This window comes from Frankia sp. CcMO1 (assembly GCF_977945845.1).
The window spans coordinates 1-3,395 of the sequence record NZ_CDWTMG010000361.1 but is presented as its reverse complement, the minus strand read 5'-3'; the positions used below and the strand labels follow the sequence as shown (position 1 = coordinate 3,395).

The 3,395-nt window shown below is 68.3% G+C and carries 2 protein-coding genes and 1 pseudogene; 2 read left to right on the top strand and 1 reads right to left on the bottom strand.

The annotated features are described in order from the left end of the window. A pseudogene (locus tag AC08OU_RS23785) lies at positions 1–260 on the top strand (hypothetical protein); the annotation flags it as partial. Positions 261–391: 131 nt separating this feature from the next. On the opposite strand, the gene AC08OU_RS23780 reads toward AC08OU_RS23785, so the two are convergent. Next, positions 392–1,207, bottom strand: coding sequence for a ferritin-like domain-containing protein (locus AC08OU_RS23780; protein WP_476605867.1), 816 nt, complete (start codon positions 1,205–1,207; stop codon positions 392–394). 375 nt (positions 1,208–1,582) lie between these two features. Between AC08OU_RS23780 and AC08OU_RS23775 the strand changes: the two genes are divergently transcribed. Continuing rightward, positions 1,583–3,190: an FAD-dependent oxidoreductase gene (locus tag AC08OU_RS23775; RefSeq protein WP_476605866.1), complete on the top strand. Its 1,608-nt coding sequence runs from the start codon at positions 1,583–1,585 to the stop codon at positions 3,188–3,190. The last annotated feature ends 205 nt before the right edge of the window (positions 3,191–3,395 follow it).

Below are 3,395 nucleotides of genomic sequence, written 5' to 3'. Positions count from 1 at the left end.
CTACGAAGCAACAGTCACCATCGCCGCGATCAACGAATGGCTGCCCCGATAAACTTCCCAAACAGGCCCTAGCCGACACGATTCGGGGTTACTGGCGCTGGGCCCTGCGGATCGCCGAGACTGCCCGCTACGATCACACCGACGCTTACCCGCACCTCATCCGGGTGGTCAACCGGGCGGTCGACGTCCGCACCGACAAGGTCGACGAACTGGTCCGCTTCGTCGACGCCTGCCGGTCGACGACCCTGGACACCCCGTAGGACTCTGCCAGGACCACCACGGCAGCAGTGACCCGTCCTACGAAGCGGCGGCCGGTGAATGTGGGGGGCCTGAGCACGGTCTGCGATCCCTGGACCGTGCTCAGGTCCCCACAACTCGGCCGCCGAAGCGGTCAGGGCATCGCCTCCACCAGCGCCTGCCGGATGTCGGAGTTCCGGTTGAACTCCCGGCCGAGAACACTGCCGAGCGCCTTGCGGATCTTCATCTGGAGCTGTTCCAGCGTATCCGGATCGGAAACCTGCAAGAACACCTCGAACGCGGTGTCAATGGTCTCGTGGCCCTGAAGGTCTTCGAGCAGGCGGTGCTTGAATTCCCCCACCGGATGCTTGATCCGGTTGTTCGACATGTAGAAGTGGAACGTCTCCAACACGGATACAAGCTCGTGCGGATTCCGCTCCATCCGGCGCTTCGCGAAGTACATGAACTCCCGGGCATGACCGGCTTCGTCCCGGCTGGCGCGCAGCATGAGGTCCGCCAGCACCGGCTCGCGCACCCATTCCGACATCGTCCGGTAGACCGTGTTCACCGTCATCTCCGAGATGACGGTGGTGATCAGAGTGGCGCTGGGCGTGGTACCCGGTACGTAGGGCTCGCGCAACGCCTCGATCCGGCGCTGGTCGATCTGGGCGTCCACCGCCTGCAGCCACGCCCGGAAGGCGTAGTGGTGCTGGAGCTCCTGGTAGCCCCAGATGTTCACGAAGGCAGAGCAGTCGTAATCGTCGATGAACTCGTTGAGAAAGCCGTGCACCGCTGCGATGGAGGTGGCCTCGCCCATGACCGCGCCCTTGACCAGCGCGATGTACTCGGGCTGGATGAGATCCCTGCGGATCTCATCCAACGGCAGGTCGACCAGCTTCCACTGCAGCCGCTCATAGTGCTGGAATACGTCGAAGCTGTGCGCGTTCTCGATGGTGTCGGAGGTCGCCATGCTGGAATCTCCCCTGGCCCGGTCCCGTCGACCTGTGCAGACTCGTTTCTATTTCACCACAATTAGTTTGACAATATCGGCGGCCGGTCATTGCATCATCCCATCGATCGATGGGAACAGGCTATCGTACCCACGACAAAGTCCCTGGATTTTTATGATGTTCTCGCCCAGGATTCCGGGAAGATTAACCCACGAGTCGATCCGGCGGGCCGACAATACCCATGGCTGCTCTGGCTCCATGAACCTGCTCCATGCACCTGCTCCATGAACCGCGCGAAAACCGCGCGAGAGACCAGGTAAGAGGGAGTTCATGTGACACCTGCTGCGCACGCTGCTGACGCGGGTCAAGAAGCTGGAGCTGCCTGGAACCGCTCAGTGACAGCCTCCAAGGCAAGCCAGACGTCAGCTTCCGCGGCCTTGCAGGACTCCCTGTCGCCCCGCGGTAGCCGCGGGCACGCTGCCGTCCTCGGCGCCGGGATGGCCGGACTCCTCGCGGCCCGGGTGACGGCCGAGTTCTTCGACCGGGTGACGATCATCGAACGAGATGACCTCACCACCGAGGGTACTCGCCGCGGCGTGGCGCAGGGATCCCACCTGCACGCCCTCACCGAACGAGGCCGGTTGTGCCTGGAGGAGCTGTTCCCCGGGTTCACCGACACCGTGACCGGCCACGGTGCGCCCCGCGCCCACATGCTCGTCGAGACCCGGTGGTACGTCCGCGGGCTGCGGTTGTACCCCACCGACACCGGGCTCACCTCCCTGCTGGCGAGCCGGCCGCTGCTGGAGGGCGTGCTGCGGGAGGCCATACTCGCTCGTTCCCAGGTCCGCCTGCTGCAGCGGGTGCGCGCCGTTGGGCTGGTGGCGCGGCCCGGCCCGGGCGGCCCGGGCGAACCCGGCCGGATCGTCGGGGTCCGGGTCGAACGCCTCGATGGCGGCCCGCGGCCAGACGACGCCCGAGTCAACGGCTCCAGCACCCGGCCCGACAGCAGCACCCGGCCTGACGGGGTACGCCCTGCGGATGCGCACCTCGACGGCGGCGAGGTCATCGAGGCGGATCTGGTCGTCGATGCGATCGGCCGCGGCTCCCGGGCAGCGGACTGGCTCGCCGCGCACGGGCTGCCCGTGCCCGTGCGGGAGCAGGTCGACGTCGACCTCGGCTACGCCTCCCGCGTCTACCGGCGACGCGCGAGCGACCTCGACGGCCAACGCGCGGTTATCATCTCGACGATTCCCGGGCTGCGCGGCGGTGGCGCCGTCGCGCAGGAGGACGATCGGTGGATCGTCACCCTGGCCGGCATGCTCGGCGAGCATCCGCCCACCGACCCGGACGGGTTCGCCCGCTTCGCGGCGACCCTGCCCGCTCCCGACATCGCCCGGCTCATCGCCGACGCCGAGCCGCTCGGGGACCCGACCCCCTACCGCTTCCGCGGATCGGTGCGACGCCCGTACGCACGCCTGCGCGAGCCCAGCGCCGGCTTCGTCGCCCTCGGGGACGCGGTGTGCACCCTCAACCCGCTGTACGCCCAAGGGATGACGGTCGCGGCCCAGCAGGCGCTGGCGCTGCGGGACGCCCTGCGGGATACGCCGGACGCGCTCGGCCCACCCGCCGCCCGCACCGGCACCTCCGCCCGCACCGACGCCTCCGCCCGCGCCGGCACCGATCTGCCCCGGCGGTTCTTCACCGCCGCGGCCGTTCCCGCCGACCTGGCCTGGTCCCTGGCCACCGGAAATGATCTAGGATACCCACAGGTGCAGGGACGGCGCACCCCGCGGATCAGGCTGGTCAACGCCTACCTGCCCCACGTGCACGCCGCCGCGCACACCGACCCGGTGGTGGCCCGGGTGTTCATGCGGATCATCAATCTGGTCGAACCGCCATCGGCACTGCTGCGACCGGACGTCCTCACCCGGGTGCTACGCGCCCGCCGCTCCCCCGCGGCGGACCGGAGCCCGACCCCGAACGGATCTGGTCACCGAAGATGACCAGATCCGTTCGGGGCTCTCGCGGGCACCGATCCGCGTCGACGGCGTGGGATGCGTTGCCCGGCCGGAACCCGGATCAGCTCCGAAGGGAGGGTGCTACGGGTCCCGGGCCGGGAATCCCCGCCTCAGCTACTGGGCTGGGCGGGGTTCACGGGTGGACAGCACTCGCGCTCATGGCCGCGGCGACACGTTCATGGTGTTTCGC